This is a genomic window from Bacteroides caecigallinarum, assembly GCF_021531075.1.
GTDB lineage: Bacteria > Bacteroidota > Bacteroidia > Bacteroidales > Bacteroidaceae > Phocaeicola > Phocaeicola caecigallinarum_B.
Window position 1 is genome coordinate 1 of sequence record NZ_JADYTJ010000027.1, and the last position, 25930, is coordinate 25930.

At 39.0% G+C, this 25930-nt stretch carries 20 protein-coding genes and 3 tRNA genes; 19 read left to right on the forward strand and 4 right to left on the reverse strand.

Annotated elements, in window-relative coordinates:
- Positions 1 to 167 precede the first annotated feature (167 nt).
- Positions 168 to 3203 carry a SusC/RagA family TonB-linked outer membrane protein gene (locus I6E11_RS08565; RefSeq protein ID WP_235337648.1) on the forward strand — a complete coding sequence of 1012 codons (3036 nt, stop codon included), beginning with the start codon at positions 168 to 170 and terminating at the stop codon, positions 3201 to 3203.
- Positions 3204 to 3223: 20 nt separating this feature from the next.
- Positions 3224 to 4780: a RagB/SusD family nutrient uptake outer membrane protein gene (locus I6E11_RS08570; RefSeq protein ID WP_235337649.1), complete on the forward strand. Its 1557-nt coding sequence runs from the start codon at positions 3224 to 3226 to the stop codon at positions 4778 to 4780.
- A gap of 96 nt (positions 4781 to 4876) precedes the next feature.
- On the opposite strand, the gene I6E11_RS08575 is transcribed toward I6E11_RS08570, so the two are convergent.
- Positions 4877 to 5053, reverse strand: coding sequence for a DUF4250 domain-containing protein (locus tag I6E11_RS08575; RefSeq protein ID WP_235337650.1), 177 nt, complete (start codon positions 5051 to 5053; stop codon positions 4877 to 4879).
- 284 nt (positions 5054 to 5337) lie between these two features.
- Between I6E11_RS08575 and purB the strand changes: the two genes are divergently transcribed.
- The 8 genes from purB to tsf all read left to right on the forward strand — a co-directional run bounded on the left by purB (position 5338) and on the right by tsf (position 13416).
- Complete coding sequence (gene purB / locus I6E11_RS08580; protein ID WP_235337678.1) at positions 5338 to 6684, forward strand: adenylosuccinate lyase; 1347 nt, start codon at positions 5338 to 5340, stop codon at positions 6682 to 6684.
- Positions 6685 to 6755: 71 nt separating this feature from the next.
- Positions 6756 to 8042, forward strand: coding sequence for a pseudouridine synthase (locus I6E11_RS08585; RefSeq protein ID WP_394800120.1), 1287 nt, complete (start codon positions 6756 to 6758; stop codon positions 8040 to 8042).
- A 16-nt stretch (positions 8043 to 8058) separates the two neighbouring features.
- Positions 8059 to 9462 carry an asparagine--tRNA ligase gene (gene asnS / locus I6E11_RS08590; protein WP_235337679.1) on the forward strand — a complete coding sequence of 468 codons (1404 nt, stop codon included), beginning with the start codon at positions 8059 to 8061 and terminating at the stop codon, positions 9460 to 9462.
- A 169-nt stretch (positions 9463 to 9631) separates the two neighbouring features.
- Entirely contained in the window at positions 9632 to 10117 is a 486-nt protein-coding gene (locus tag I6E11_RS08595; RefSeq protein ID WP_235337652.1) for a DUF4488 domain-containing protein, read from the forward strand.
- A gap of 259 nt (positions 10118 to 10376) precedes the next feature.
- The gene (gene rplM, locus I6E11_RS08600; RefSeq protein WP_204404141.1) at positions 10377 to 10838 is read left to right on the forward strand and encodes a 50S ribosomal protein L13; all 462 of its coding nucleotides are present in this window, start codon (positions 10377 to 10379) and stop codon (positions 10836 to 10838) included.
- 6 nt (positions 10839 to 10844) lie between these two features.
- Positions 10845 to 11231, forward strand: coding sequence for a 30S ribosomal protein S9 (gene rpsI, locus I6E11_RS08605; RefSeq protein WP_154043087.1), 387 nt, complete (start codon positions 10845 to 10847; stop codon positions 11229 to 11231).
- A 222-nt stretch (positions 11232 to 11453) separates the two neighbouring features.
- Positions 11454 to 12293, forward strand: a complete 840-nt coding sequence (gene rpsB, locus I6E11_RS08610; protein ID WP_235337653.1) for a 30S ribosomal protein S2 — start codon at positions 11454 to 11456, stop codon at positions 12291 to 12293.
- Between the two features lie 130 nt (positions 12294 to 12423).
- The gene (gene tsf, locus I6E11_RS08615) at positions 12424 to 13416 is read left to right on the forward strand and encodes a translation elongation factor Ts (protein WP_235337654.1); all 993 of its coding nucleotides are present in this window, start codon (positions 12424 to 12426) and stop codon (positions 13414 to 13416) included.
- 601 nt (positions 13417 to 14017) lie between these two features.
- Here the strand turns inward: tsf and I6E11_RS08620 are convergent.
- Positions 14018 to 14101: transfer RNA gene (locus I6E11_RS08620), tRNA-Leu, on the reverse strand.
- 15 nt (positions 14102 to 14116) lie between these two features.
- Positions 14117 to 14189 (reverse strand) — tRNA-Pro (locus I6E11_RS08625).
- 286 nt (positions 14190 to 14475) lie between these two features.
- Here I6E11_RS08625 and I6E11_RS08630 point away from each other — a divergent pair.
- From I6E11_RS08630 to I6E11_RS08670, 9 genes are all read left to right on the forward strand, one after another.
- Positions 14476 to 14548, forward strand: a tRNA-Phe gene (locus I6E11_RS08630).
- Between the two features lie 251 nt (positions 14549 to 14799).
- Positions 14800 to 15267, forward strand: a complete 468-nt coding sequence (gene rimP / locus I6E11_RS08635; protein WP_235337655.1) for a ribosome assembly cofactor RimP — start codon at positions 14800 to 14802, stop codon at positions 15265 to 15267.
- A gap of 2 nt (positions 15268 to 15269) precedes the next feature.
- Positions 15270 to 16523 (forward strand): transcription termination factor NusA, encoded by a 1254-nt coding sequence (gene nusA, locus I6E11_RS08640; protein WP_235337656.1) that lies wholly within the window; start codon positions 15270 to 15272, stop codon positions 16521 to 16523.
- Between the two features lie 156 nt (positions 16524 to 16679).
- Entirely contained in the window at positions 16680 to 19601 is a 2922-nt protein-coding gene (gene infB / locus I6E11_RS08645) for a translation initiation factor IF-2 (RefSeq protein WP_235337657.1), read from the forward strand.
- Positions 19602 to 19721: 120 nt separating this feature from the next.
- Positions 19722 to 20261 carry a CvpA family protein gene (locus I6E11_RS08650; RefSeq protein WP_235337658.1) on the forward strand — a complete coding sequence of 180 codons (540 nt, stop codon included), beginning with the start codon at positions 19722 to 19724 and terminating at the stop codon, positions 20259 to 20261.
- A gap of 6 nt (positions 20262 to 20267) precedes the next feature.
- Positions 20268 to 21719: a Fe-S cluster assembly protein SufB gene (sufB, locus tag I6E11_RS08655; RefSeq protein ID WP_235337659.1), complete on the forward strand. Its 1452-nt coding sequence runs from the start codon at positions 20268 to 20270 to the stop codon at positions 21717 to 21719.
- A 123-nt stretch (positions 21720 to 21842) separates the two neighbouring features.
- Entirely contained in the window at positions 21843 to 22595 is a 753-nt protein-coding gene (sufC, locus tag I6E11_RS08660; protein WP_204401586.1) for a Fe-S cluster assembly ATPase SufC, read from the forward strand.
- Positions 22596 to 22611: 16 nt separating this feature from the next.
- The gene (gene sufD / locus I6E11_RS08665) at positions 22612 to 23976 is read left to right on the forward strand and encodes a Fe-S cluster assembly protein SufD (RefSeq protein WP_235337660.1); all 1365 of its coding nucleotides are present in this window, start codon (positions 22612 to 22614) and stop codon (positions 23974 to 23976) included.
- A gap of 119 nt (positions 23977 to 24095) precedes the next feature.
- Positions 24096 to 25313 carry an aminotransferase class V-fold PLP-dependent enzyme gene (locus I6E11_RS08670; RefSeq protein ID WP_235337661.1) on the forward strand — a complete coding sequence of 406 codons (1218 nt, stop codon included), beginning with the start codon at positions 24096 to 24098 and terminating at the stop codon, positions 25311 to 25313.
- An 84-nt stretch (positions 25314 to 25397) separates the two neighbouring features.
- Here I6E11_RS08670 and I6E11_RS08675 read toward each other — a convergent pair whose 3' ends face one another.
- Positions 25398 to 25895 carry an NUDIX hydrolase gene (locus tag I6E11_RS08675; RefSeq protein ID WP_235337662.1) on the reverse strand — a complete coding sequence of 166 codons (498 nt, stop codon included), beginning with the start codon at positions 25893 to 25895 and terminating at the stop codon, positions 25398 to 25400.
- Positions 25896 to 25930: the final 35 nt, after the last annotated feature.

Genomic DNA, 25930 nt, shown 5'->3' on the forward strand with positions numbered 1-25930 from the left:
GCCTTAAAATACTTTTTCTAGAAGAAAAACGTCAAATGTTGTGTCTAAATGCTAAGAGTATACGTTTTTTTATTTAATAATGAAAGTATTTTCGGAAAAATACATATTTTTGTGATTGACTAGAGAGAACTAAACTATTTACAAATTTAAAATTCAAGAGAGATTTTATGAGAAGGAAATTGATGCTATTAATCTCCTGCCTCGTCGTATGGGTAGGTATGGTGAACGCTCAAGTGACTAAAGTAGCCGGTACGGTTACTTCTAGTGAGGACGGTTTGCCTGTTGTGGGTGCATCTGTATTAGTGAAAGGTACTACTGTGGGTACTGTGACTGACATTGATGGTAACTTCAGTATTCCGAACATTCCTGAGTCGGCAAAAATGCTGGTCGTTTCGTTTATTGGTATGAGAACTGAGGAGGTTGCTGTAGCTCCAACTCTAAGTGTAGTGTTACATCCTGATACTGAACTGCTGGACGAGGTGGTAGTGACAGGTTATGGTAATTTTAAAAAATCATCGTTTACAGGTTCTGCTTCAAGTGTTTCTACTGAAAAATTGAAAGACGTTCCGTCGGTAAGTGTACAGGACCGTTTGGCAGGTTCTGTGTCGGGGGTACAAATTACTTCAACATCCGGGCAGCCTGGTGCTGTGGCTTCGGTTCGTATTAGAGGTATGGGATCTATTAATGCAAGTAATGAACCGCTTTATGTCATTGACGGTGTACCTATGCTCAATGGTAATGTCAGTGAATTTTCGTATGCTAATTCTGGAAACAGCTTGATGGCTACCTTGAACAGTAATGATATTGAGTCGATGACAGTGATTAAGGATGCTGCGGCTGCTTCGCTGTATGGGTCGCGCGCGGCTAATGGTGTGATTATCATTACTACTAAACGTGGCTCGGCTGGAAAAACACAATTCAATGTAAAAGCAGACTGGGGTATGTCTGACATGGCTATTAACTATCGTCCTATCCTTAATGGCGTGGAAAGGCGAGAAATCCTTCATTTGGGATTGAAAAATTATATGCTTAATGCAGGTAAGTCAGAGGAAGAAGCAATCGCTTATGCAGACAGCAGGATAGATTCTTATGCTGCAGAACCGTGGTCTGGGTATACTGACTGGAAAGATGTACTTTTCAGAAAGGGCTCTCACCAAAATTATGAAGTTAGTGCACAGGGAGGTTCTGAAAAGACTCATTTTTATACTTCGTTTTCGTATACTAAGCAGAATGGTATAACGAATGTTTCCGGATATGAAAGGTTTACGGGTAGGGCAAATGTAAATCATAAGGCTGACCGTGTTTCTATTGACGCAAGTGCCATGTTTACAAATTCTACTCAGAACGTAAATAATGAGGCTACGAGTTTTGCAAATCCTATTATGTGTTACGCCATGACGGCTTCTCCATCTACTTATCCGTATAATGAGGATGGTTCTTTCAGTACCGTATTCCCGGCGCTGAATGGTGCTAATCCTGTTCAAACGGAAACTTATAATTATAACAGAAGTGTTGTAAACCGTTTTATGGGTTCAATAGGGGCTACATGGAATGTATGGGATAATCTTAATCTTAAGGAGATATTAAGCTACGACTTCAGTCAGAACAACGAAAAAGTGTGGTGGGATCCACGATCTAATGACGGACGTTCATCAAATGGAGTCATGCAAAGGGTTATGGCAAACAGGGCAAAACTGAATACACAGACACAGCTGACTTATAATAAGACAGTTGCAGATAACCATAATTTTGATGTTTTGCTAGGATTTGAGACTGAGGATTATGGATATGAATATGTTTATGCAAATGGTAATACTTATCCATCGTATCTGCCTGAAATTGAGAATGCAGGAGACAGTAGGGCATCAAGCTCAGTGAGCAAGTATAGAATGACCTCTTTTTTGGGAAGATTGAATTATGACTTTGCCGATAAGTATTATATAAGTGGAAGTTACCGTAGAGATGGTAGTTCGCGCTTGTCGCGTGATAGCCGTTGGGGAGATTTCTGGTCGGTGTCAGGCTCATGGAGAATATCTGGAGAATCATTTATGGAATCAGTGAAGGATGTGTTGAGTGATGTGAAATTGCGTGCATCGTATGGCGTTAATGGAACACAGCCTACTGACTTATATGGATATCTGGGTGTATTTGGATTCGGTTATAATTATAAAGGTAATGGCGGATCGGCAGAAATGAGAGTGGATAATCCGAATATGAAGTGGGAAAAGAATTATGCTACTAATATAGGTCTTGATGTTACTTTGTGGAATAGATTGACGATGACTGTTGAGTGGTATAATCGTGATACAAAGGACTTGTTGATGAATAAGGCTATTTCCGGAGTGACAGGTATAATAGATGGAAATGGTGTGGCCAATACGCTGATGAATGTCGGTGAGATGAGAAACCGAGGTGTAGAAGTGGAGCTGAAATCTACAAATATCCAAAATAAAGACTGGACATGGACTACTACTTTTAATATAAGCCATAATAGGAATACTCTGCTGAAATTGGATGGAAATCAGAATGAGATGATAAACGGTCCGCTCATCCATAGAGTAGGAGAGCCATATTATTCTATTTATGCATATGAATATGCCGGGGTGGATTCAAAAACCGGTAAGGAGTTGTATTATATAAATGGAGAAAATGGCAGCCGTGAAACGACTACAAATTCTTCGGAGGCAAACAAAACTATAGTTGGGGCAATAGAGCCTAAAGTGCAAGGTGGTTTGACTAACTTTATTAGTTGGAAGTTTATTGATTTTAATATGACTTTAACTTACTCAATAGGCGGACACGCATTTGATTATGCTACATGGTTGCAGTCTAATGGGGGTACATATAATTATGTGGGTAATGTTCCTGCGTATTACAAAATAGAAGATACATGGCAGAAGCCTGGAGATGATGCCAAACTTCCTCAATTTGCATTTGGTAATAAAAATATTTCTTCTTCCAGGTGGTTGATGCCTACAGACCATTTGCGAATCAAGAATCTGACGGTAGGTCTTACAATGCCGTCCAGCTTGAGCAGTAGACTGGGATTGGGCAAAGTGAGAGCTTATATTGCTGCGAACAATTTGCTTACATGGAAATCGAAAGACCTGTATGTGGATCCTGAAACACCGGTGAATGGACTTTGTACTTTTGAGACACCGGCATTGAGAACTGTTACTTTCGGTATGGAAATAGGATTTTAATTTATTAATGATAAGTAAATATGATAACTAGAATATATAAGACGTTTATATTACAGATGGCAACCGTTTTGGTATTGTCTTCGTGTGTGAACAATTGGTTGGATCAGACTCCTTCTAACGGAATACCTACAAATCAGGCCATAACTAATTATAATGATGCAAAAACTGCAATGTATGGTATGTATGATGGGTTACAGGGCAATTCTAAATATAATGAATATTATGCTGCCAGAATGTTTTATTATGGTGATGTGCGTGGGGATGACATGCAGGCTAGGGATCAGGGGATGCGTACTTCTTCATGTTATGAGATGAGGTATACGGTGGATGATGCTCCGGCTATATGGAATATTTCTTACAATGTGATACGCCGTGCCAATAGAATCATCGAGGCTGTTGAGAATAAAAAAATTCTTGATGCAGATAAATATCAGAAACAGATAGATGACATATATGCGCAAGCTAAAGTGGTTCGTGCATTGGTGCATTTTGATTTGGTGAGAATATATGGTAATCCTTATACAAGTGATAATGGGGCTTCTCTAGGTGTACCTTTTGTGGAAACTGCTTTAGCTACTGATGCCCAACAGGGTAGGGAAACAGTGGCAAAGGTTTATGAGAAGGTGATAAAGGATTTGACGGAGGCTGTAGGTTCCGGTGCTTTATATAAATCGGAAAAAGTAGGCGAAAAGCAGGGGTTTATAGACCAATGGGCAGCCGAAGCTTTGCTGGCACGTGTTTATTTATATAAAGGTGAAAATGAACTGGCTCTTTCTACAGCTAAGAATATAATTAAGAATTCTCCTTATAAATTATGGGATGCTGACGAATATGCTGATGCTTGGGATAAAATGAATGCAAAGCATACCAAGGAAGTTATATTTGAGCTTATAAATAATGGAACGGATGATTGGGCCGACCGTGAAGGTATCGGTTATCTGTACAATGAAGATGGGTATGCTGATGCTATTTGTACGAAATCGTTTGTAGATATGCTTAAGGCAGAACCGAATGATGTAAGAATCAGTGTCGTACTTCCTGTTCAGAAAAAGACAGATGAAAAGGGTAACCCGACTGATCTTTATAAAAAATATGGTGATGAGCCTATTTTTATAAATAAATTCCCAAATGGGCAGCAAGGTGATCCGCGTTTACAGAACCTTCCGATACTAAGACTCTCTGAAGTGTATTTGAATGCGGCTGAGGCTGCCATAAAACTAGGTGGCGGATATCTGGATGATGCTGTTAATTACCTTAATGACATTATTAAGGCACGCTCTGTAGATGTTAATTCTGCAAGACTAGTTGATAACTCTACTATAACTTTGGAAAGAGTTTTACTGGAACGCAGAAAGGAGTTGGTTGGTGAAGGGCACCGTTTCTTTGATGCTATGCGTAATGACGAAACTATCGTTCGCTATGAAAGTCAGGATAAGGATAAGATGGGATGGCATTATGCTCTAAATGAGGACTCAAGAAAATTTGACAGAACATATTTCAGAACTATACTTCCAATTCCTGTAAGCGAAGTTAATGCTAATCCGGTTATTGCAAAACAGCAGAATCCTGGATATTGATTCTATTGTGAAATAAATATTTTCAGAATGCCTGTATGGATGCAAAGTGAATATTCACTTAGTATCCTGCAGGCTTTTTTATTGAATAGAATTCTATTACCAGAACTTGTTTAATTCTTCATTGTACTCAAAGCCTGCATCTTTCAGACGTGATAAGATTTCGTCTTTGTTAAGATTTAAATCATCGCATAGTGAATCAAGCGAAGGATAGAAGTCTCTCAGTTTCATATTGATGAGGCTGAAAAGCATCATCGGGTCATTAGGCAATTCCATTTTTATTCTTTTTTATTTTTTTGTTTTTTTTCGGCTGCAAAGGTACGGTTTATTTCAGTTCGTTATACCTTAAGGGAAATTATATTTTCTTTGTTTTTATGATATTTTAGTGTAAAAGGACGGTGGGTTGTTGGAAAGTTCAATAATCTATATGTCGCAACTATAGCGGAATATTTGTGTAATAATTACTAAACTTTTCATTATTAGGACGGTTAAGTCGGGAAAAAGCATTATTTTTGCGAAGTTTTAATGATCATTAATTTAGAAAAAACTGAAAAACAATGTTGGAGCTTGACTTACTCACTGCTGTTTCTCCTATTGACGGCAGATATAGAACCAAGGCGGGAACTTTGGCTGAATATTTTTCTGAGTACGCGCTAATAAAATATCGTGTGCAAGTGGAAATAGAGTATTTTATTACTTTGTGTGAACTTCCTCTTCCTCAGCTGAAATGTTTTGATCATGCGCGTTTCGAATCTTTGCGTGATATTTACCGTAATTTCTCAGAGGCTGATGCTCAGCGTATTAAGGAAATAGAAAGCGTTACTAACCATGACGTGAAAGCTGTTGAATATTTTATTAAAGAACAGTTCGATAAGCTTGGCGGACTGGAAAAATATAAGGAGTTCATTCATTTTGGACTGACTTCGCAGGATATAAACAATACTTCTGTGCCTTTGTCTATAAAAGAGGCTTTGGAAAAAGAGTATTATCCACAGATACAGAAACTTATAGATCAGCTTGCTTCTTATGCAGAGGAATGGAAAGATATTCCTATGCTGGCAAAAACTCACGGACAGCCAGCCTCTCCTACAAGACTTGGTAAGGAAATTATGGTGTTTGTGTACAGATTGCGCCGTCAGCTTGATATATTGAAATCGTGTGCCATTACAGCTAAGTTTGGAGGAGCAACCGGTAATTATAATGCACATCATGTGGCATATCCGGAGTTCGACTGGAGAGCATTTGGCAATAAGTTCGTATCTGAGAAATTGGGATTGGAACGTGAAGAATATACTACTCAGATTTCTAATTATGATAATCTGGGAGCCATATTCGATGCAATGAAGCGTATTAATACTATCATGATTGATATGAACCGCGACTTCTGGCAGTATATTTCAATGGAGTACTTCAAGCAGAAGATCAAAGCCGGCGAGGTGGGATCTAGTGCAATGCCTCATAAAGTTAATCCTATAGACTTTGAAAATGCTGAAGGTAACTTGGGAGTGGCAAATGCAATTTTTGAACACCTGTCATCAAAACTCCCGGTATCAAGATTACAGCGCGACTTGACTGACTCTACAGTATTGCGTAATATAGGTGTTCCTTTTGGTCATACAATTATTGCTATTCAAAGTTCGCTTAAAGGACTTGGAAAATTGTTGCTGAATGAACATAAGATTTATGAAGATTTGGACAATTGCTGGAGTGTAGTGGCTGAAGCAATCCAGACTATTCTTCGTCGTGAGGCTTATCCTAATCCGTACGAAGCTCTGAAGGCCTTGACACGTACTAACCAGGCTATAAACGAGTCTTCTATCAAGAATTTTATTGAAACATTGGAAGTAAGCGAGGATATTAAAAAAGAACTTCGCGCAATTACTCCACACAATTATACTGGTATTTAATCTAAAATTTATATAGTGACATTATAGCCCGAGAGGGTAAGAGTATTAATTTTTTTTGATTTTATTATTTTATTATGGCAGAAAGAGAATTCAGACAAAATGGTGAAAACCAGTCTGGCCGCGATGGTAGAAAATCTTACAACAACAGAGAGGGTTACAACAGAAACAATCGTTATGAGGGTGGTAACTATGGACGCCGTCCTAATAATAGCTTTGATGGTGGCGAACAGCGTCAGAACCGTTCTTCGTTCAATCCTAGATTTAATAATAACAACGGTGGTGACCGTCAGCAACGTGGTGGATATGGCAATAATAATTATGGTCGTCCGCAGCGTAATTACGGAAATCGTCCGTATGGAAATAATGAAGGAGGTGAACGTTCTTATAGCTCACCAAGATTCAATAATAATGGAGGAGAACGTCAGCAGCGCCAGTTTACTCCTAGATTCAATAATGAAGGAGGGGAACAACGTTCATTCCGTCCTCGTCAGGGACAGCAGGGCGGATATCGTCAGCAAGGTGGAGGATATGGAAATAACCGTCAGGGTGGATTCCGTCAGCGTACAAACGATTATAATCCGAATGCTAAGTATAGCATGAAGAAACAGATAGAGTATAAGGATGTATTGACAGATCCTAATGAACCAATCAGATTGAATAAGTATCTGGCAAATGCCGGCATATGCTCGCGTCGTGAGGCTGACGAATTTATAACTGCCGGGGTGGTTTCTGTGAATGGAGTAGTAGTAACAGAATTAGGTACTAAGGTGCATCGTAATGATGAGGTTAAGTTCCACGACCAGCCTGTAAATATAGAAAGAAAGGTTTATCTTCTGCTTAACAAGCCAAAGGATTGTGTGACAACTTCTGATGATCCTCAGGAACGTAAGACAGTAATGGATTTTGTGAAAAATGCCTGCAAAGAACGTATTTATCCTGTAGGAAGACTTGACCGTAATACTACAGGTGTTCTTCTGCTTACCAATGATGGTGAGATGGCTTCCAAACTAACTCATCCAAAATATCTGAAGAAGAAAATTTATCATGTATACTGCGATAAGAATGTAACCAAGGCTGATCTTGATCAGATTGTTCAGGGTATAACATTGGAGGATGGAGAAATACATGCTGATGCTGTAAGCTATGCTTCGGATACAGATAAATCGCAGGTAGGAATAGAAATACACTCAGGAAAGAATCGTATCGTACGCCGTATATTCGAACATTTGGGATATAAGGTGATTAAACTTGACAGAGTTTATTTTGCCGGACTGACCAAGAAAGGATTACGTCGTGGTGACTGGAGATTCTTGACTGAAAACGAGGTGAATATGCTCCGTATGGGGTCTTTTGAATAATTAAAATTAGTAAATGATGGAAATGATTCGTAGAACAAAGATTATTGACGTGCTGAAATCACGTGATTTTGGTAGCATGGTCAATGTTAAGGGTTGGGTACGTACCCGCCGCGGTAGCAAACAGGTAAACTTTATCGCCTTGAATGACGGTTCTACTATAAATAATGTACAGGTGGTTGTTGATTTGGCTAACTTTGATGAAGAAATGCTGAAACAGATAACTACAGGTGCATGTATCAGTGTAAACGGTGAACTTGTGGAATCTGTAGGAGCCGGACAGGCTGCTGAAATTCAGGCTCGCGAAATAGAAGTGTTGGGTGTATGTGATAATACTTATCCACTGCAGAAAAAAGGACACTCTATGGAATTCCTTCGCGAGATAGCACATTTGCGTCCGCGTACAAATACTTTTGGCGCTGTATTCCGCATTCGTCATAACATGGCTATTGCCATACATAAATTTTTCCATGACCGTGGCTTCTTCTATTTCCACACTCCTATAATCACTGCTTCAGACTGTGAGGGGGCTGGACAGATGTTCCAGGTTACAACAATGAACCTTTATGACTTGAAGAAGGATGAGAATGGTTCTATAGTGTATGATAATGATTTCTTTGGAAAGCAGGCAAGCTTGACTGTGTCTGGTCAGCTGGAAGGTGAGTTGGCGGCTACTTCATTGGGATCAATTTATACTTTTGGACCTACTTTCCGTGCGGAAAACTCTAACACTCCTCGCCATCTTGCAGAGTTCTGGATGATAGAACCTGAAGTGGCTTTCAACGATATTTATGATAACATGGACCTGGCAGAGGAGTTTATCAAATATTGTGTACAGTGGGCTTTGGACAACTGTTATGATGATGTTAAGTTCTTGAATGACATGTTTGACAAGGGCTTGATTGAACGTTTGCAGGGTGTATTGAAAGACAACTTTGTACGTCTGCCTTATACTGAAGGTATAAAGATTCTGGAAGATGCTGTGGCAAAGGGACATAAATTTGAATTCCCTGTATTCTGGGGTGCTGACCTTGCTTCTGAACATGAACGTTATTTGGTGGAAGAACACTTCAAGAAGCCGGTAATCTTGACTGATTATCCTAAAGAAATCAAGGCGTTCTATATGAAACAGAATGAAGATGGTAAGACTGTGCGTGCAATGGACGTATTGTTCCCTAAGATAGGTGAAATTATAGGTGGGTCTGAACGTGAGGCTGATTATGATAAGCTGTTGACACGTATTCAGGAATTGGATATTCCTATGAAAGATATGTGGTGGTATCTTGATACTCGTAAGTATGGAACTTGCCCTCACTCTGGATTTGGTTTGGGATTTGAACGTTTGTTACTGTTTGTAACTGGTATGTCAAATATCCGTGACGTTATACCTTTCCCACGTACACCGAGAAACGCTGAGTTCTGATTTTTTATAAATCCAAATATTAAAGGCTGTATAGATATAAAATCTGTACGGCCTTTTTTGTGTATAAATATTGTCAGGGATAAAGAAAAAATAGTTCTATATGTGTGTTTGATTTATATTTTTTATTATATTTGTGGAAACCTATTAATAAACTTAAATATTTAGTGTTATGAAAATGCGCAGTTTCTTATTCTTGACATTATTGGTGCTGGTAGCATCTGGTAATGTGTGGGCGCAAAAAACTGAAAAAGTTCCTGTCAGTCTTAATGGTGTATGGCAAATGTGTTTTTATCGCTCAAATTCACCGGAGGTAGCCGGTGAGCTTAAAACAAGTAACTCTTTAAAGATCCTTTCTGATGACGGTCGTTTTACCAATATGGTTATGATGCCACATGGTGCCATTATTATTGGCGAAGGCACTTATGAAATGACTTCAGAAAAATCTTATACGGAAATAGTAGAAAGAAATCTTCATTTGCCTCAATTGAACGGTAAAAGGAATGTAATGGAGTTTGAAATGAAAGATGATGGGATAATGGTGGTAAAATATTTCCTAAAGGAGGATATAAATGGGAATAGAATAGACTCCTGGTGTTACGAGACTTGGAAAAGGGTGACCATGCCAGACAGGTATCCCGAAAATATAATAAGATGATAATTGTTGATTTTAGTATCAATAAGGCTGCTGTTATTTTTTTTATGACAGTAGCCTTTTTTACATAGTATCAATTGTTTATAGCAGAAAATTATGGAAAAACTTTGTCTGTTTCAAGAAAAGTTGTACCTTTGCAAGCCGATTATTATCAAATAGAGATAAAATTAAGATTCTGAGCACTTTATTCTTCTTTGTCCGGGACGGATGGAGTGTGAGGAAATTGTTTTTTAGTAGTTAACATTTTAAAAAAGATTTAAGAGTGGATACTTTAAGTTACAAGACCATTTCTGCAAACAAGGAAACTGCAACAAAAGAATGGGTTGTAGTTGATGCTACCGATCAGGTTGTTGGCCGTCTCGGTGCAAAAGTTGCGAAACTGTTGAGAGGAAAGTACAAACCAAACTTTACTCCTCATGTAGATTGCGGTGATAATGTTATTATCATCAATGCAGACAAAGTTAAATTTACAGGTAATAAGTGGAATGACAAAGTGTATTTGAGCTACACAGGTTATCCTGGTGGACAGCGCGAAATCACTCCAGCTCGCTTGATGGCTAAGCCAAACGGCGCTGAAAAGTTGATGAAGAAAGTTGTTAAAGGTATGCTTCCTAAGAATCGTCTGGGAGCTAAATTGCTTGGCAACTTGTATGTTTATGAAGGTTCTGAACACAAACATGAAGCTCAGACTCCGAAAGTTATTGATATTAACACACTTAAATAATAAAGAATGGAAGTAGTAAATGCATTAGGCAGACGTAAAAGCGCAATTGCTCGCGTTTTCGTCAGCGAAGGTACAGGAAAGATTACTATTAACAAGAGAGACCTTGCAGAGTACTTTCCATCAACTATTCTGCAGTATGTAGTAAAACAGCCTCTTAACCTTCTTCAGGTGGCTGAAAAATATGATATTAAAGTAAACTTGTGTGGTGGTGGTTTTACAGGACAGTCACAGGCTTTGCGTTTGGCAATTGCTCGTGCTCTTGTTAAAATCAATGCAGATGACAAGAAAGCTCTTCGCGCAGAAGGATTCATGACTCGTGATTCTCGTTCTGTTGAACGTAAGAAACCAGGACGTCCTAAAGCACGTAGAAGATTCCAGTTCAGTAAACGTTAAGCGATTGAGTTTGTTAGTTTTTAAGTTTGTAAGTTTGTTGCAAGTAATCGGTTTGCGGAACTTAAGGATAAACTCAAGGACTTAGAAACTCAAAAACTTAAATGTTAAAGCGTTTAGTATCTAAACTGTCAGGATTCTTCCTACAATTGTTTGCGGAGAGACTACCAGACAGTTGGTTAAATTAAAACAAAAAAGAAAGTAAACGATTAAAATTAAAAAACAATGTCAAGAGTAAATTTTGATACATTATTGGAAGCAGGCTGCCACTTCGGACATTTGAAGAGAAAGTGGAATCCAGCAATGGCTCCTTATATTTTCATGGAACGCAACGGTATCCATATCATCGACCTTAACAAAACCGTTGTAAAAGTAGAAGAAGCTGCTGAAGCTTTGAAGCAGATTGCAAAATCAGGAAAGAAAGTCCTGTTTGTTGCTACTAAAAAACAAGCTAAACAGGTTGTAGCTGAGAAAGCTGCTTCTGTAAACATGCCATACGTTATCGAACGTTGGCCAGGTGGTATGTTGACTAACTTCCCAACAATCCGTAAGGCTGTTAAGAAGATGGCAACTATTGACAAACTTACTAACGATGGTACTTATTCAAACTTGTCTAAGAGAGAAATCCTTCAGATCTCTCGTCAGCGTGCTAAACTTGAAAAGAACCTTGGTTCTATCGCTGATTTGACTCGTCTTCCATCTGCTTTGTTTGTTATCGACGTTTTGAAAGAAAATATTGCTGTACGCGAAGCTAACCGTCTTGGTATTCCTGTATTCGCGATCGTTGATACAAACTCTGATCCTTCTAACGTTGATTACGTTATCCCAGCTAATGACGATGCAACTAAGTCTGTAGAAGTAATTCTTGATGCTTGTTGCGCTGCTATGGCTGAAGGCTTGGAAGAAAGAAAAGCAGAAAAGGTAGATATGGACGCTGCTGGTGAAGCTGCTGCTCCTAAAGCTCCTAAGAAAAAAGCAGGTAGAGCTCGCATGGATAAAGCTGAAGAAGATGCTATAAACGCTGCTAAAGCTGCAGCTTTTGTTAGCAAAGAAGATGAAGCTTAATTCAAGAACTTAAATATATAAAATTGAGAATTGAAAATTGAGAATGGAACATATATGCTCAGATTCTCAGTTCTCAGTTCTCAATTTTGTTTTATAATGATATTATTAACTCTTAATAAAAGAATTTATTATGGCTGTAAGTATGGCAGATATTACCAAGCTTCGTAAATTGACAGGAGCTGGTATGATGGACTGTAAAAATGCTTTGAACGACGCTGAAGGCGATTTCGACAAGGCTATGGAAATTATTCGTAAAAAAGGACAGGCTGTAGCTGCAAAACGTTCTGACCGTGAAACTTCAGAAGGTTGCGTTTTGGCTAAGTCTACTGGTGACTATGCTGCTATGATAGCTTTGAAGTGTGAAACTGACTTCGTTGCTAAAAATGCAGATTTCGTTGCTTTGACAGAAGCTATCCTTGATGCTGCAATCGCAAACAAGTGTCAGACTTTGGATGAAGTTAAGGCTCTTCCAATGGGTAATGCTACAATTGCTGATGCTATCATTGACCGCAGTGGTATTACAGGCGAAAAAATGGAATTGGATGGCTATTTCGTAGTAACTGGAGCTAATACTGCTGTTTACAACCACATGAGTAAGAATCAGCTTTGTACTATTGTAGCTTTCAATAAATCTTGCGATCAGCAGGTTGCTCATGAAATCTGCATGCAGATTGCAGCTATGAACCCTATTGCAATTGATGAAGCTGGTGTTCCAGAAGAAGTAAAACAGAATGAAATCAATGTTGCTATAGAAAAAACTAAGGCAGAACAGGTACAGAAAGCTGTAGAAGCTGCTTTGAAGAAGGCTGGAATCAACCCTGCTCACGTTGATAGCGAAGAGCATATGGAAAGTAACATGGCTAAAGGATGGATTACTGCTGAAGACGTTGCTAAGGCTAAAGAAATTAAGGAAACTGTTTCTGCAGAAAAAGCAGCTAACTTGCCACAGGCTATGATCGAAAACATTGCTAAAGGTCGTCTGGGCAAATTCTTGAAAGAGGTTTGTCTTTTGAGTCAGGAAAGCATTATGGATCCTAAGAAGACAGTTGCTGATACATTGAAAGCTTCTGATCCAGAATTGGCTATAGTAGATTTCAAACGCTTTACTTTGCGTGCAGAATAATTGAATTATTCAATATAAAAACAAACTAGGGTCATCTCAAAATCAGTTTTGAGATGACCCTAGTTTGTTTTAAAAAAAGCTAAGATCTGATTTGGATTATTTGAAACTTCTTAATGTCTGCTTTTTGTCTTAGATAATAATGAAGTTTTGGAATAGAAGTCAGGCATAATTGGGCTATATTTCATGTTTGAGGTAGTGGATTGTTCCTTGTTGCTATAATATTCCATGTATCAACGCACTTGGGGTGGTATAGAGGAATCATAGAAAATGGAATAGGTAGAAAAAGTAGAGTTGCAGTAGTTCTGTCCATCGTGTTTCTGTTGCTATCCGTAACAGGGGGGCTCATTACTTGTTATAAACGAGTCGGACTATTCACTTGGGTTATGGCATTATAAGATTGGTATCATAACGAGTGTTATAACTGTTGGGCACGTTATAAAACGACAGCATGCTCTGCGTAGAGCCTTAAATACAAAAAACAGTAAGTTTCAATATTTATATCTTAAATCCTCCTTTGGGGAAGGGAAATTTGGGGATATTAGTGGAGTGTATAATAAAAAACGAGTTAAATATTTGATTTTTAAATATTTAACTCGTTTTGTACCCAGACCCGGGGTCGAACCGGGATGGATGTTACTCCACTGGTGTTTGAGACCAGCGCGTCTACCGATTCCGCCATCTGGGCTTATTTTATAATTCGTCGGAATGAGGCGACTCGAACGCCCGACCCCTACGTCCCGAACGTAGTGCGCTACCAACTGCGCTACATTCCGAAAGATGTTTTCTCTTTTTGCGGTTGCAAATTTACGTATATTATTTATAATAACCAAATATATACTGCGTTTTGTTTAATATATTAATGGTAATACTTTTGGGGAATTATAATATTCAGCCTGCAATGAACTGGCATTGATTGTGAAACAGCAAATTTAAAAAAGTTTATACTGCTATAATTACTGCTCTTTACTTATATAGTAAGAAAAAAAGAATATTTTTTTATCAAAATATTTGGTGGTTTGATTTTAATATTCTACCTTTGCACTCGCAATTAAGAAAGACGGTGCCATAGCTCAGTTGGTAGAGCAAAGGACTGAAAATCCTTGTGTCCCCGGTTCGATTCCTGGTGGCACCACAGTTTGAAAATCCTGATTCATTACGAATCGGGATTTTTAATTTTTGCAAATAAAAGTTGCTCTTCGGTTTTGTTTGCTCTTGCTTTAAAATAATGAGTGCTGTATGACATAAATGTTATGGTATTAAACTTGAATAAAAATACTGTATAAATTTTTGTTTTACAATATTTAATTTATATCTTTGCGACTGATAAGGATGAATAGTGAGGGGCAATAAAGCTCCTCTTTTTTGTTTTTTAATTTATTCCCAATGATAGATATAAGCGTAGTAACTGAAATTGTTTCTCAATGGTTGGAAGATAAAGATTATTTTCTTGTTGATGTGACAGTGAGTACGGACAATAAAATTGTAGTGGAAATTGACCATGCAGAAGGAGTCTGGATTGAAGATTGTGTTGAATTGAGTAGATATATAGAAGCGAATTTAAATAGAGATGAAGAAGACTACGAACTTGAAGTTGGATCTGCTGGGATAGGACAACCTTTTAAAGTCTTGCAACAATATATAGTACATAAGGGATGCGAGGTTGAAGTGTTGGCAAAGGATGGTAAGAAGTATAAAGGAATTCTTACGGATGTTGATGATGAAAAATTTACCCTAACTGTACAGACAAAGATAAAGCCAGAAGGTTGCAAGCGTCCTAAACTTGTTGATGAATTGCTGGTGTTTACTTATGACGAAATAAAATATACAAAATATTTAATTAGCTTTAAATAATTATGGCCAAGAAAGAGGAAACTATAAGCCTTATTGATACTTTTTCTGAGTTCAAAGAACTTAAGAATATAGATCGTACAACAATGGTTGGTGTCTTAGAAGAGTCATTTCGTAGTGTTATAGCCAAAATGTTCGGATCGGATGAGAACTATGATGTTATCGTTAATCCAGATAAAGGGGATTTCGAAATATGGCGTAACCGTGAAGTTGTAGCAGATGAAGACTTGACCAATGAAAACAGGCAAATATCACTTACTGAAGCAAGAAAGATAGATGCATCATATGAAGTTGGTGAGGAAGTAACAGATGAAGTTATTTTTGAAAAATTTGGAAGAAGAGCTATCCTTAATTTGAGACAAACCTTAGCTTCCAAAATTTTGGAATTGGAGAAAGATAGCTTGTACAACAAATATATTGAGCAGGTAGGAAAAGTTGTAAGTGCTGAGGTTTATCAAATTTGGAAGAAAGAAATATTGATGTTGGATGATGAAGGTAATGAACTTCTTCTTCCAAAGACAGAACAAATCCCAGGTGACTTTTACCGTAAAGGAGAAACAGCACGTGCCGTAGTCGCAAGAGTTGATAATAGAAATAACAATCCTAAAATTATTTTAAGCCGTACTTCGCCTGTGTTCCTTCAGAGATTGTTTGAACAGGAAGTACCAGAAATAAATGAAGGTATTATTACTATAAAGAAAATTGCACGTATACCTGGTGAAAGAGCAAAAATTGCTGTTGAATCGTATGATGAAAGAATAGATCCAGTAGGTGCATGTGTTGGTGTGAAAGGTTCTAGAATACACGGAATCGTACGTGAGTTGAGAAACGAAAATATAGATGTTATCAATTATACTTCCAATATACAACTCTTTATCCAAAGAGCTTTGAGCCCTGCTAAGATTTCTTCTATAATAATGCATGAGGATGAAAAAAGAGCAGAAGTTTATCTTAAGCCTGAAGAAGTATCATTGGCTATTGGAAAAGGCGGTATGAATATCAAACTGGCTAGTATGCTTACTGAATACACGATTGATGTCTATAGAGAATTGGATGAGAACGCAATTGAAGACGATATCTATTTGGATGAGTTTAAAGATGAAATTGATGAATGGGTTATCAATGCTATTAAAAGTATAGGTATAGATACGGCGAAAGGTGTTCTTAATGCTCCAAGGGAAATGCTTATAGAAAAAGCTGACCTGGAGGAAAATACAGTAGATGATGTTTTGCGTATTTTAAAGGCGGAATTTGAATAAATATGAACTCAAAATAAAGAATGTGCAGATACTTTTATACTGTCCATTCTTTATTTTATAAATGCCAGTTCTGCCTTATTTATTGTTAGTTGACTATGGACTGGTCTTGAATATGGCTGGTTTTGATTGTTAATTTTTAATTGTTAATTGATTTTTATGACGATAAGACTTAATAAAGTAGCAAGAGATTTAAATGTAGGAATAGCAACTGCTGTTGACTTTTTGCAGAAAAAAGGATATAGCGTGGAGGCTAATCCGAATACAAAAATAACAGAGGAACAGTATGCAGAGCTGGTTAAGGAGTTTAATAAAGATAAAGATTTGAAACTTAAATCTGAGAAGATTATTCAGGAACGCCAGAATAAAGAAAGAAATAAAGCTTCTGTCTCGATAGATGATATTGCTGATGATGTAGTAAAAGTGGAGAATGTAGCTGTTGAAGAGGTACGTCAGAAGTTTAAACCTATAGGAAAAATAGATCTTGACAGCTTAAACCGAAAAAGAAATAAGAACTCAGCTCCTGTTATAGAAAAGGAAACTGAAGAACAGGTTGATGAAAAAGTTGTAGCTGTGGAGGACGTAAAGATGAATTCTGCTTCTGAGACTGAAAAATCAAAAGAAGTAGATGTAAAACAGCAAGAAACAACACTCGTAGAAATAGAAAATAAAGAAACCAAACAGACGGATGCTAAGGCAGACGAAGTTATAAATGAGCCGATGGAAGAAAAAATAGAAGAAGCGGAAAATAAAGTAAGTGATGACGGTGTCTTTAAAATCCGTCCAACAGAGTTCAAGTCTAAAATCAATGTTGTCGGTCAGATAGATTTGGCAGCATTGAACCAGTCTACACGCCCTAAGAAAAAATCTAAAGAGGAAAAGCGTAAAGAAAGAGAAGAAAAAGATAAATTACGCCAGGAACAGCGTAAACAAATGAAAGACGCTATAATAAAGGAGATTCGTAAAAGTGACGAAAAGTCTACAGAAAAGGGTGGACAGGATGAAAATTCCAAGAAAAAGAAGCGTAATAGAATAAATAAAGAACGAGTTGATATATACAGTTCGCTACCTTCTTCACCACAGGGTGCTAGCTCCAAAGGTGATAAGTCTGCAAAAAACCAAAATGGAGGCAAGAATGCAGGTAAGGAAAAATTCAAGAAACCTGTAGTAAAACAGGAAGTTAGTGATGAAGATGTAGCTAAACAGATAAAGGAAACTCTTGCGCGCCTGACTAATAAAGGTAAGAATAAGGCTGCTAAATATCGTAAGGAAAAACGTGAAAATATCCAGAACCGTCAGTTGGAGCAGGAAGAACTCGAAATGGAGGAAAGCAAAGTGCTTAAACTTACAGAGTTCGTTACAGCAAACGAGCTTGCCAACATGATGGATATATCTGTAACTCAGGTTATCTCTACATGTATGAGTGTTGGTATTATGGTTTCAATCAACCAGCGTCTTGATGCTGAAACCATCAATCTAGTAGCTGAAGAATTCGGATATAAGACTGAATATGTAAGTGCAGAAGTTGCGCAAGCTATTGAAGAAGAAGCAGATGCAGAAGAAGATCTTCAACCACGTGCTCCAATTGTTACTGTGATGGGACATGTTGACCACGGTAAGACTTCACTGCTTGACTATATACGTAAAGCTAATGTTATTGCCGGTGAGGCTGGTGGTATTACTCAGCACATCGGTGCCTACAATGTGAAATTGGATGATGGTCGTCGTATCACATTCCTTGATACTCCGGGTCATGAGGCGTTTACAGCGATGCGTGCCCGTGGTGCTAAAGTTACTGACGTTGTAATCATCATTGTTGCTGCCGATGATAATGTGATGCCTCAGACAAAAGAAGCTATCAACCATGCTATGGCTGCCGGAGTACCTATAGTATTCGCAATAAATAAGGTGGATAAGCCTAATGCTAATCCTGATAAGATAAAAGAAGAACTTGCTGCTATGAACTTCCTTGTAGAAGAGTGGGGAGGTAAGTATCAGTCACAGGATATTTCTGCCAAGACAGGTCTTGGTGTAAAAGACTTGCTTGAGAAGGTGTTGCTTGAAGCAGAAATGCTTGATTTGAAAGCTAATCCAAATCGTAAGGCAACAGGTTCTATCATTGAATCGTCTTTGGACAAGGGACGCGGATATGTTGCTACTGTACTTGTCTCAAACGGTACATTGCATGTTGGTGATATCGTATTGGCAGGTACTTCGTACGGTAAGGTTAAAGCCATGTTCAACGAACGTAACCAGCGTATGAAAGAAGCAGGTCCTGCAGAACCTGTTTTGATACTCGGTCTTAACGGTGCTCCTGCAGCAGGCGATACGTTCCATGTGTTCGATACAGACCAGGAAGCTCGCGAGATAGCCAACAAGCGTGAACAGCTTGCCCGCGAACAGGGATTGCGTACTCAGAAGATGCTTACTCTTGACGAGGTTGGACGCCGTCTTGCGTTGGGTGACTTCCACGAACTTAACATCATCGTCAAGGGTGACGTGGACGGTTCTGTAGAAGCATTGAGCGATTCGCTTATCAAGCTTTCAACTGAACAGATTCAGGTCAATGTCATACATAAGGGTGTAGGTCAGATATCAGAATCAGACGTATCGTTGGCTGCCGCTTCCGATGCTATCATTGTCGGTTTCCAGGTACGTCCTTCAAGCAGTGCCGCAAAACTTGCGGAACAGGAAGGTGTGGATATTCGTAAGTATTCTATTATTTACGATGCTATCGAAGAGGTCAAGTCGGCAATGGAAGGTATGCTTGCTCCAACATTGAAAGAACAGGTTACTGCTACTATTGAAGTTCGCGAAGTGTTCAATATCAGTAAGGTTGGTCAGGTTGCCGGAGCTATGGTTAAGACCGGTAAGGTTAAGCGTTCAGACAAGGCTCGCCTTATCCGCGACGGTATCGTTGTATTTACTGGGGCAATCAACGCTTTGAAACGTTTCAAGGATGACGTCAAGGAAGTAGGTACAAACTTCGAGTGTGGTATCAGCCTCACTAACTGTAATGATATTAAAGTGGGTGATATTATCGAAACTTACGAAGAAGTAGAAGTAAAACAGACACTATAATAACAATATTTCAGAGTGAAAAGTGAGGAATGAAAAGGCTGTTCTGTCTTACTTCATTCTTCATTTTTCATTCTTTGTTTATAAACTCTCCATCTTTATTGTTTCAAAAAATCAAAAGCAATGATACTTGATGCTTTGTCTTTAAATTTAAGCGTTTTGGATTGGATTATTATCGCTATTATAGCCATAGGAGTATTGTTGGGATTTATGAAAGGGGCTGTAAAGCAGGCTGCAACAATAGTCGGACTTGTTGCAGGTTTGCTATTGGCACGTGCCTTGTTCTCCCAGTTGGGAGAAAAACTTGCTGTTGAGCTCGGTACATCTGTATCTGCTGCCCAGGTTATAGCTTTTTTCTTGATTTGGATACTTGTCCCTGTTGTATTCCTGCTTTTGGCATCCATGCTTACCAAAGCGTTGGAGATAGTGCATTTAGGTATAGTAAACAGACTGTTGGGAGCATTGCTTGGGGCATTGAAATATGCTTTCATTGTAAGCTTGTCTATCAGCTTTTTAGAATATATTGACAGTAAAGATGAACTGATAAATCGAACCGTTAAGCAATCTTCTTTGTTATATTATCCGGTGAAGGAACTTTCTGGTCTCTTTATACCGACAATAAAGAATGTGACAAATGAGATTATTCAAACAGATATAATATAATTACATATGCAAGAAGAACCTAACAAATATGTAAAGGAACTGACGCAGGAGAAATATAAATATGGTTTCACTACGGATGTTCATACAGATATAATAGAAAAAGGACTAAATGAAGATGTCGTTCGTCTGATTTCTGCAAAGAAGGGTGAACCTGAATGGCTTCTTGAATTCCGTCTGAAGGCATACCGTCACTGGTTGACACTTGAGATGCCTACATGGGCTCATCTTAATATTCCTGATATAGATTATCAGGCAATATCATATTATGCCGATCCTACAAAGAAGAAGGAAGGACCAAAATCGCTTGATGAGGTTGACCCTGAACTTCTGAAAACATTCAACAAGCTTGGTATCCCATTGGAAGAACAGATGGCATTGAGCGGTATGGCAGTAGATGCCGTTATGGACTCTGTGTCTGTAAAGACTACTTTCAAGGAAACTCTTATGGAGAAAGGGATTATCTTCTGTTCTATGAGTGAGGCTGTAAGAGAGCATCCTGATTTGGTGAAGAAATACCTAGGCTCGGTTGTTGGATATCGTGATAATTTCTTTGCGGCTCTTAATTCAGCTGTATTCAGTGACGGTTCGTTTGTATATATTCCTAAGGGAGTACGTTGTCCTATGGAACTTTCTACATACTTCCGTATCAATGCAGCCAATACAGGACAGTTCGAAAGAACACTGATTGTTGCCGACGACGACAGTTATGTTTCATACCTAGAAGGATGTACAGCCCCTATGCGAGATGAAAACCAGTTGCATGCAGCTATTGTTGAAATCGTGGTAATGGACCGTGCCGAAGTGAAATATTCTACCGTACAGAACTGGTATCCTGGAGATGCCGAAGGAAAAGGCGGTGTATACAACTTCGTAACAAAGCGTGGTATCTGTAAGGGTAATGACAGCAAGCTTTCATGGACACAGGTGGAAACAGGTTCTGCTATCACATGGAAATATCCTAGCTGTATCCTAGCCGGTGATAATTCTACAGCAGAGTTCTACTCTGTGGCAGTTACAAATAATTATCAGCAAGCTGATACAGGTACAAAGATGATACACCTCGGAAAGAACACACGTTCTACTATCGTAAGTAAGGGTATCAGTGCCGGAAAAAGTCAGAACTCTTATCGTGGACTTGTACGTGTGTCGGAAAGAGCCGATAATGCACGTAATTATAGTCAGTGCGACTCATTGTTGTTGGGTAGCAATTGTGGTGCCCATACATTCCCGTATATGGATATTCATAACGAAACAGCCGTGGTAGAGCATGAGGCCACTACATCGAAGATTTCTGAAGACCAGTTGTTCTATTGTAATCAGCGAGGTATAAACACCGAGGATGCCATAGGACTTATCGTAAACGGATATGCAAAAGAAGTTATAAACAAGCTTCCTATGGAGTTTGCTGTTGAGGCTCAGAAGCTTCTGTCAGTATCGCTCGAAGGAAGTGTAGGATAATTTTTGAGTTGTTAGTTGTTAGAAATATAAGTTGTTAGTTATTAGAACTAAAAACTAAAACCAAAAAACTCGTCAACTTGTCACCTGACAACTAAAAACTAAAAACCAAAAACTCATAAAAATATGTTAGAGATAAAAGACTTACATGCCAATATTAATGGTAAAGAGATATTGAAAGGTATTAACCTGACTGTTAAACCTGGTGAAGTTCATGCCATAATGGGGCCTAACGGTTCAGGTAAAAGTACATTGAGTAATGTACTTGTAGGACATCCAGCATACGAAGTAACAAAAGGTTCTGTTACATTCTTGGGCAAAGACTTGCTTAGTCTGAAGCCTGAAGACCGTAGCCACGAAGGATTGTTCCTTTCATTCCAGTATCCGGTAGAGATTCCTGGGGTGAGCATGGTTAACTTCATGCGTGCGGCTGTCAACGAACAGCGTAAATATAAAGGCCTGCCTGCACTTTCAGCAAGTGAATTCCTCAAACTGATGAGACAGAAACGTGAAATCGTGGAACTCGACAGCAAGCTTGCCAACCGTTCTGTAAACGAAGGATTCTCCGGTGGTGAAAAGAAACGTAACGAAATCTTCCAGATGGCGATGCTTGAACCAAAGTTGAGTATCCTTGACGAAACAGACTCTGGACTTGACATCGACGCTTTGCGTATCGTAGCTGAAGGTGTGAATAAACTCAAGACACCTGAAACAAGCTGTATCGTCATTACCCACTACCAGCGTCTGTTGGACTATATCAAACCTGATATCGTACACGTACTTTACAAAGGACGTATTGTGAAGACTGCAGGTCCGGAACTTGCACTCGAACTCGAAGAGAAGGGTTATGACTGGATTAAGAAAGAATTGGGAGAGTAAAGAGAAGAAATAAAAAATGAAAGCAGAACAACAATATATAGACCTTTTCACCCAATGTGAAGCCATGATATGCCGTCACAGTGCAGATGTGCTTAACGCTCCGCGTGCCAAGGCATTTGCCGATTTCGAGGCAGCAGGATTTCCTTCACAGAAGGTTGAGAAGTACAAATATACGGATGTTGCAAAGTTCTTTGCACCGGACTACGGATTGAACCTAAACCGATTGGAGATACCGGTAAATCCGTATGAAGTGTTCAAGTGCGATGTTCCTAATATGAGCACTTCGCTTTATTTTGTGGTGAACGATACATTTGATACACACGACAATCCTGCCGCACAGTTGCCAGCCGGAGTTGTCTTCGGTAGTCTGAAAGATGTGGCAAAGGAAAATCCTGAACTTGTGAAGAAATACTATTCTCAGTTAGCTGATACTTCGAAGGATAGTGTTACTGCATTCAACACAATGTTTGCACAGGACGGTGTGTTCATGTATGTTCCTAAGAATGTAGTATTGGAGAAACCTATACAGTTGGTCAATATTCTTCGTGCAGATGTCAACTTCATGGTTAACCGCCGTGTGGTAATCGTTCTTGAAGACGGTGCACAGGCTAAACTGCTGGTATGTGACCATGCTATGGACGATGTGAATTTCCTTTCTACTCAGGTAGTGGAAATCTTTGTAGGCGAGAATGCTTATTTCGATTTGTACGAACTGGAGGAAACACATAACTCTACAGTACGTTTCAGCAATCTGTATGTACACCAGGAAGCAAACAGCAATGTATTGCTTAACGGTATGACACTTCATAACGGTACTACACGTAATACATCTGAAGTGACTCTTGCCGGTAAGGGAGCAGAAATCACTCTTTGCGGAATGGCTATTGCTGATAAGAACGAGCAGGTAGATAACAATACATTCATCGACCATAAGGCTTCAGACTGTACAAGTACCGAACTCTTCAAGTATGTACTTGACGACCAGGCTGTAGGTGCATTTGCAGGTAAGGTTCTTGTCCGTGAAGGTGCCCAACGTACAAACTCACAGCAGACAAACAGCAATATATGTGCAACACGTGAGGCTCGTATGTACACACAACCACAGCTCGAGATTTATGCCGACGATGTAAAATGTTCTCATGGAGCTACCGTAGGACAGTTTGACGAAAACGCATTGTTCTATATGCAACAGCGCGGTATCAGTCTGAAGGAAGCACGTCTGTTGTTGATGTTTGCATTCGTCAATGAAGTTATCGACAAGATACGCATGGATGCGCTCAAGGACCGTCTTCATCTTCTTGTAGAAAAACGATTCCGTGGAGAATTGAACAAGTGCCAGGGATGTGCGATATGTGGTTCAAATAAAAAAGAAACTAATTAATAATTAATAATGAAAAATTAAAAACGGATGGGTGACATCTGGCTTGATTCCTAATTGCTTCTGTTGTCCGTCTGTTCTTCATTTTTAATTCTTAGTTTTTAATTCTTAATTAGCAAAAAATGTACGATATTCATAAAATAAGAGAAGACTTCCCGATACTGTCAAGAACAGTATATGGCAAGCCGTTGATATACTTGGACAATGGAGCTACCACACAGAAACCTAAGTGTGTGGTAGATGCAATTGTCGATGAGTATTATTCTGTAAATGCCAATGTACACCGTGGTGTTCATTTCCTTTCACAGCAGGCAACAAATCTTCATGAGGCATCGCGCGAAACTGTGCGTAAGTTCATAAATGCACGCAGCATTTCGGAGATAATCTTTACACGCGGAACCACTGAAAGTATAAATCTCGTAGCATCGTCATTTACCGATGCCTTTATGAAGGAAGGAGATGAAGTGATAGTTTCAGTGATGGAGCATCACAGCAATATCGTCTCATGGCAGATTCAGGCACTCCGTAAAGGAATAGTTCTGAAAGTTATTCCTATGAATGACCGTGGCGAACTGTTGATTGACGAATACGAGAAACTGTTCTCTCCGCGTACAAAGCTTGTTTCCGTGGCTCATGTTTCAAATGTTCTCGGAACAATAAATCCTGTGAAGCAGATTGCGTCAATAGCTCATGCCCACAATGTTCCGGTACTGATAGACGGAGCACAGGGTATTCCACACATGAAGGTGGATGTACAGGATATTGATGCCGATTTCTATGTGTTCAGCGCACATAAGATTTATGGTCCTACCGGTATAGGAGTGCTTTATGGAAAGGAAGAACTTCTTGACAAGATGCCTCCTTATCAGGGTGGTGGAGAGATGATAAAGAATGTAAGTTTCGAAGGAACTACATTCAACGAACTACCTTTCAAGTTTGAAGCCGGAACCCCGGATTATGTAGGTTCTACTGCAATGGCAAAAGCTTTTGATTATGTATCTGCTATAGGAATTGATAATATTGCAGCCCATGAACACGAACTAACTATGTATGCCATGCAGCGTATGAAAGAAATACCGGGTATCCGTATCTTTGGTGAGGCAGAACATAAGGGAGGAGTTATTTCGTTCCTTGTAGGAGATATCCATCATTTCGATATGGGAACATTGCTTGACCGCCTTGGAATAGCAGTCCGCACCGGACATCACTGTGCCGAACCCCTTATGCGTCGTTTGGGAATAGAAGGAACGGTACGAGCTTCATTCGGAATGTATAATACCAAAGAAGAAGTTGATGCTTTGGTTGCCGGAATAGAAAGAGTGAGCAAGATGTTCGGATAAGATATCAATTAATCATAATTCAAATGGCGTTTAAACAGCTTTTAAATACTGTTTAAACGCCATTTATGTTATATGGATATTGGATTAAAATCCAAGCCTCTTGAATTCACTCTCAAAATTAGGAGTGAAAACCTCTTTCCCCATATTTGCTATGATTTCCTCAATACTCCAAAATCTCCCTCCATCCAGTTCTTCTGAAGGGTGTATTTCTCCATCGTACACAGTCTTGTGGGCAAAAACAAGTTCTTTCTCGCGTGCGGATTCGAACACGTAGTGTGTAAGAAGTTCTGGGGTAAAATCTTCTATTCCGAGTTCTTCTCTGACTTCACGTTTCAGAGCCATCTCCACACTTTCTCCCAAGTCGATATGACCACCTACGGCCGTATCCCATTTTCCCGGTTGTATATCTTTCCATTCAGGGCGTTTCTGGAGATACAGTTCTCCACGGCTATTGAAAACATGCAGATGTACCACAGGATGCAGCAACTTGCTGCCGCTGTGACACTCGCCTCTTGTAGCTGCAGACAGGATATTTCCGTCTTCGTCTACTATAGGGAACATTTCTTCGCTATTATCTTTCATATTCTGATATCTAAAAACTAACAACTAAGAACTAA